Genomic DNA, 6,537 nt, shown 5'->3' with positions numbered 1-6,537 from the left:
TTTTTTTTTTTTTTTAAGAATTAATTTTAAGACTTAATGAATCCATTTTATACAAAATAATATTTTGAATTTCCATTCGGGGAGTGATATCCCCTAAGTTTTGGATGGCTGGATTTTGAAGAGAATAATTTTTTATTATATTTGAATAAATAATACATATTTTTTAATACTTTACCAGTTGTTAATAAGTTATTTATAGCTAATAATTTTCAATTCAAAATATAAAATAGGGCAAATATGATTGAGAAACTCTACACACATTGGTGGCAATCCGTTTTTATAATGCTTCTATTAGTAACCTTCTCTGCTGAGAGGGCGTGGGCACAGACCCAGACTGTCACGGGGACCGTTTATTCTAAAGAAGATGGAACAACCATACCGGGAGTCAATATAATAAACGTTGGGAACGCAACTGGAACGGTTACCGATATGGATGGGAAATTTTTCATAGATGTTTCCGGTAACAATACCATTCTAAAATTTTCCGCCATAGGCTTTCAGGTACAAGAAATCACAGTAGGGAACCAAACCAATATTGACGTGACCCTGGAAACTGCTTTGGGAGCTTTGGATGAAATAGTGGTTATTGGTTATGGGGAGCAGTCAAGAGAGAAATTAACTTCCGCGGTAAGTACATTGGATACCAAGGTGCTTGAAAACGCTCCCTTAGGAAATGCCGCTTCTGCACTACAAGGAACGGTGTCCGGTGTAAGGGTTCAAACATTGAGTGGACAGCCCGGAGCTTCTCCCAGAATAATTGTAAGAGGGGGTACATCTATTAATAATCCTAATGGTGCGGAACCTTTATATGTAGTAGATGGAGTAATCAGGGATGATATACAGGGAATCAACCCTATGGATATAGAATCCATGCAGGTGTTAAAAGATGCGGCTTCCACTGCTATTTATGGAGCAAGAGCTTCCAATGGAGTAGTGATCTTGACCACAAAGTCGGGGAAAGCGGGAGATACAAAGGTAACCTACAGGTATACCATTGGTGCTTCACAATTACGCAAAAAATATGATTTATTATCTGCCAGGGATTATATTTATTATTCAAGGCTAGGTTTGGCTGCAACCGGCATTAAGTCACCATTTAGGCTTGCTCAATTAGATGGAGCATTTGGTTATGGTATTGGGAATGACCTTAGTAACAATACTGCCTACACCACTCAATATTTGACTCCAGAGAATGAATACAAACTGAGTGAAGGCTGGCAAAGCATGCCTGATCCGGTAGACCCTAGCAAAACCATTATTTTTGATGAGGTAGATTGGCAAGATGTGCTTTTTAGAACCGCCATGACACAAGATCATTATTTGAACTTATCTGGAGGAACGGAGAAAGCCACCTTTAATTTAGGCGTTGGTTATTCAGATATGGATGGGATAGCAATAACTACCAATTATAAAAGATTTACTGCCAATATGAACGGTAGGTTGCAAGTAAGTGACAAGATGTTCGTTTTTGCAGGTTTAAATTTTACACGTTCCACGGATAATTTGGTTTACAGTGAAAACAACTTGTTCGAACGATCCATTGCTACACCTCCGACAGCAAAATATGCCTTTGAAGATGGAACCTTGTCTCCGGGGGTGAATCGTTCTTTAGGTAATCCGATTTACCACTTAAATCGTAGTAATAATGACAATACTTTAACCTTGTTGACCTTAAGTGGTGGGGCTAATTGGGAACTTGCTCCCGGCTTGAGCTTTGAGCCTTCGGCCTCTCTTTTTACGAGAACAAATACTGCCAATACTTTTTTGATGTCCTACCTCAACTCACCTACGCAATTGGTGGAAGATAGAAATGCTACCGGAAGTCAGACGAATTGGGAGCAGATTCAGTTTGATGCGGTTTTGAATTATGAGAAAAGTTTTACTGAGTTGCATAACTTCAATGCTACTCTTGGATATTCTATGTATCAAAGAGACAATTACAGTCTTTTTGCACAAGGCCGAGGAGCAGCTACGGATTTGATTCCTACCTTGAATGCCTCAGGAGAACCTGTACAAGTTTCCAGTTCCAAAGGGAAGCAATTAATCCTTGGTTATTTTGGAAGAGCCAATTATGATTTTGAAAACAAATACCTAGTATCTGTAAGTGCCAGGTATGATGGAGCATCTAACCTGGGTTCTGCTTATAAATGGGGTTTTTTCCCGGGCGTTTCCGCAGGATGGAATTTACACAATGAATCTTTCTGGGATGCTCCGGCAGCAATAGATAAGTTCAAATTGAGAGCGAGTTATGGTCTTAACGGTAATTTAGGTAACCTAAGTGATTTCCAAGCACAGGGTGGTTATAGTGTGGGAGCCATTTACCAAGGAAATGCTGCTGTTGAATACACAACTATTGCAAATCCAGACTTGAAATGGGAGCAATCCAGAACCTTTGATATTGGTTTTGATGCAAGTTTATTCAATAACCGCCTCAGTGTTTTATTTGATTATTACCAAAGAGAAACTTCCAATTTAATTACTACCCTGGCCATGCCGAAGTTGACCGGTTTTACCAGTGTGTTGACAAACCTCGGAAGTTTAGAAAATAAAGGAGTGGAGCTGGAAATTAGTTATAACATTTTGGAAACCCAGGATTGGATGTGGAATGTGGGCTTCAACGCTTCTTATGTAAAAAACAAGATCTTGGAACTTCCGGAAAATGACAATGAAAACAATAGAATTGGAGGTTTTAATGTGTATGATCCTTCGGTTGGTGATTATGTATGGAAAGGTGGTTTACAAGAAGGAGGTCAGATTGGAGAAATGTATGGCTATCAGTACTTGTCAGTTTTTGCTACTGATGATGAAGCAGCAGCTGCCCCTCAGGATATGATCATGGCCGGACCTGACCGAACCAGGTATGGAGGAGATGTGAACTGGTTGGATGTTGATGGCAATGATGTGATCGACACCCGAGATAGGGTTTATATGGGAAATATCTTCCCAAAATGGACCGGAGGCTTTTCGAATAATGTAAATTATAAGGGGATTAATCTTTACTTGAGAATGGACTATACCACCGGACATACCATCTACAACTATGTGAGGGCCAATTTGGATGGAGAGTTTGTAGGGAATACCAATATGAGTTCAAATATTGCAAGGTCTTGGGAAAACCAAGGAGATGTAACGGACGTGCCCAAGTTTTACTGGGCAGATCAAGTGGCACAGAGCAATTACTGGAGAGGAGATCCGAGAAATCTAAACAATGGTGCAGGTAGTTCGATGAATTATGAAAAAGGTGATTTCCTAGCTTTAAGAGAACTTACCTTAAGTTACGATTATTCAGCCGGTTGGTACAAAAGGATTGGGATTGAAGGCGTTCGCCTCAACCTAACAGGGACCAACTTATTTTATTTGACAGATTTTAGTGGTCTTTCTCCGGAAGAAGGAGGAATGAATAGGGGGCGTTTTCCTGTTCCGCGTAACCTTATGCTAGGTATAAACCTTTCCCTTTAATTAAGTCCGGATCAAACACAAAAAAAATCATGAAAAAATTAGTTAATATAAAGATATACCTTCTAGGAGTCGCTATTTTTCTACTTAATTATTCCTGTACAGAACCATTGGAATTAGCCCCTATAAGTTCAATTGGCGCCAACTCTTTTTGGCAGTCTGAACAAGATGCTTATGGAGGGATAGTTGGGATGTACAACCAGTTTAGGGATTTGTCTAGCAGAACCCTCTATTTTATGGGAGAAGCTAGGAGTGAGATCATGAGTGAAGGACTTCAGAATGCGGATTATAGAAGAAAGTATTTTGAAAATGATATGAATGAGAGTAATGCAGACCTTGATTGGTTGCAGTCCTATAAGGTGATCAACTATGCCAATTTGGTCATTACAAACGTTCCAAATATCACTTTCCCTAATGAAGACAATAAAAATGATCTACTGGCTCAGGCTTATAGCATGAGGGCCTTTATGTACTTTGTTCTTGCCAAAACTTGGGGAGGTGTTCCTTTGATTACAACACCTGTTGAAGGATTTGATGCAGAAACTACATTTCAGGAAAGGGCTGCTGTTTCTTCAATTTTTGAATTGATAAAAGCTGATTTAGAAAAAGCCATTGAACTTTTTCCAAACAATGGTTTTGATAATGGTCGTTCGATGTGGTCCAAGCCAGCGGTCAATACGCTTAAAGGGGACGTTTATTTGTGGACGGGAAAAACCATGGATGGAGGTGATACTGACATAACAACGGCATTGAGTGTGTTGAGTGAGGCTAGAACTGCTGACCTTGAGCTTTTGGATAATTACTCTAGGGTTTTTGATTTTGACAATAAGGGAAATAATGAAATTATTTTCTCTGTACATTTCAATGATTTTGAGGTGTCTAACAATTTGTTTTCAGACATGTACATTAATTCTCTAGATTTAAAAGAATCTTATGGAGAAGAAACCCTTGCCACCATTGGCACCCCGGGAGGGTTTAATTGGTGGGCACCATCAGCTACCATGCGCAATCAATTTACAGATGAGGATAGTAGAAAAGATGGAAGCTTTTTCGAAATTTATGACAAAGATGAAAACAATACCTTTATAACATCAATTGTGAAAAAAGGGGACGGTTATACAGAATCAGGATCCCGATGGTTTTTAGATGATATTGTTATTTACAGGTATGCTGAATTACTATTGCTAATTGCTGAAGCAAAAAACGCCCTTGGTCAGGACCCCTCAGCTGAAATGAATGAGATAAGAGCAAGAGCTTATGGTGAGAATTTCTCTAGTTTTGAATTTGTGAGTGCTTCTCAAGAAGAAAATGATGAGGCCATTTTACAGGAGAGGTTGTTTGAATTGGCTTTTGAAGGGAAAAGATGGTGGGACCTCATTCGTTTCAATAAAGCATTTGAGAAAGTACCTTCCTTACAGGGTAAAGAAGGCCAAGATTATCTTTTGGTTTGGCCAATTACTTTAGAAACCATTAGTTTAAATTCTAAAATTACCCAAAACCCGGGTTACGAACAGTGAAAAATAGGCAGTTATAAACCCATAAACACACCTTAGCCAATGTTAATGATTTATCGATTTTTAACTTTAATTATCTTCATGGCTGCCCTTTCCCATCCGGGAAAGGCGCAACATGCTTATTTAAATACAGACAATGGTAAATCAATTTCCATTGGAGCACTGGTACAACCGGATGTTGATGAATTGAAAGCCTTGATGATGGGACCATTTGTCAAGTTGGAGGATGGTGACATCCTAACTGTGGACGGAACAGATTGTGTCATAAGTGGCGATGAGGGTAAAACCTGGCAAAGGTACGCTGTATTTGAAAAACCGGAAAACTTTCTGATTTCAGATGAACGGGCCATTCTTAAAACAAGCAATGGTGTGATTGTTTTGGCTTTTATGAACTTGAAAGAAAGGGCCAACTGGGAATGGAAAGAAGATATTTCAGATTCACCAGGTGCCAGACTACCTACCTATACCGTGAGAAGTTTAGATGGTGGCAAAACCTGGCAAGACGTTCAAAAGCTCCATAATGAATGGACCGGAGCTATTCGTGACATGATAGAAACTGAAAATGGGAATGTTGTTTTCACTTCAATGATGATGCGACATCATCCGGGACACCATACGGTGCTGACTTATAAGTCGGGGAATGAAGGCAAGACTTGGGAACGGTCAAATATTATCGACCTAGGAGGGATTGGGCATCACAGTGGAGTTACTGAAGCTACGCTCGAATCACTTCCCTTAGGGAAATTATGGTTGTTAATGCGAACCAATTGGGGGACTTTTTGGGAGGCTTTCTCCACAGATGATGGTAAAACCTGGGAGGGCATCCGGCCAACAGATATTCCTGCAAGTTCTGCTCCCGGCCTATTGAAAAGGCTGGAAAGTGGCAGGTTGGTTTTGGTGTGGAATAGAAGGTTTCCTGAAGGTACGGATCAATACCCACTAAGAGGGGGAGATAACCAATGGTCGGAAGTTGCGGCAAGTAACCACAGAGATGAATTGTCTATGGCATTCTCAGAAGATGATGGGAATACATGGTCTTCACCTACGGTAATTGCTAAAATTGATAAAAGCCAAAATATGGATCCCCCGCTGAGAAGAATTTCGTACCCTTACGTTTTTGAACGAAATCTGGGTGAATTGTGGATCACCACCATGCAAGGAGGTCTTCGGGTCAGGTTGTATGAAAAGGATTATATTAATTAAAAAAATAGGCTTGGAAAATACCAGCTTGATTTCAATCAGTAATAATATAAAAAAATGAATAGCCTTTCCAGAAGAAGGTTTTTTATAAAATCTCTTTGTCTAATTCCATTACCTACCCTATTGTCCTTTATACCTAAGTTTAATGGTAGAGAGACAGGTTCTTTTTTCCTTAATTCAGAAGAGAATGACAAAGAGAAAATTGCCTTATTGCTTAAAGGAAAAAATTCCTTGATTTGGGTTTTTACAGGTGATAGCATTACTCATGGCGCAAAACATACCCATGGCTTTCGCTCCTATCCGGAAATTTTCTCGGAGCGGATAAGGTGGGAGCTTGGTAGAGTAAGGGATCTTATTATCAACACAG

Annotated in this window: 3 protein-coding genes and 1 pseudogene; all 4 read left to right on the top strand. The window is 39.6% G+C overall.

Going from position 1 to position 6,537, the window contains the following annotated elements; all coding sequences use genetic code 11:
• Positions 1-237: 237 nt before the first annotated feature.
• Positions 238-3,459, top strand: a complete 3,222-nt coding sequence (locus AAC037_RS17300) for a TonB-dependent receptor (protein WP_339904321.1) — start codon at positions 238-240, stop codon at positions 3,457-3,459.
• Between the two features lie 29 nt (positions 3,460-3,488).
• Entirely contained in the window at positions 3,489-4,973 is a 1,485-nt protein-coding gene (locus AAC037_RS17295; protein ID WP_339904319.1) for a RagB/SusD family nutrient uptake outer membrane protein, read from the top strand.
• A gap of 78 nt (positions 4,974-5,051) precedes the next feature.
• Positions 5,052-6,173, top strand: coding sequence for a sialidase family protein (locus AAC037_RS17290; RefSeq protein ID WP_339904317.1), 1,122 nt, complete (start codon positions 5,052-5,054; stop codon positions 6,171-6,173).
• Positions 6,174-6,227: 54 nt separating this feature from the next.
• Positions 6,228-6,537, top strand: a pseudogene (locus AAC037_RS17285) (SGNH/GDSL hydrolase family protein); the annotation flags it as partial.

Source organism: uncultured Cyclobacterium sp. (assembly GCF_963976465.1).
Taxonomy (GTDB): Bacteria; Bacteroidota; Bacteroidia; order Cytophagales; family Cyclobacteriaceae; genus Cyclobacterium.
This window is presented reverse-complemented; position numbering and strand designations above follow the sequence as displayed.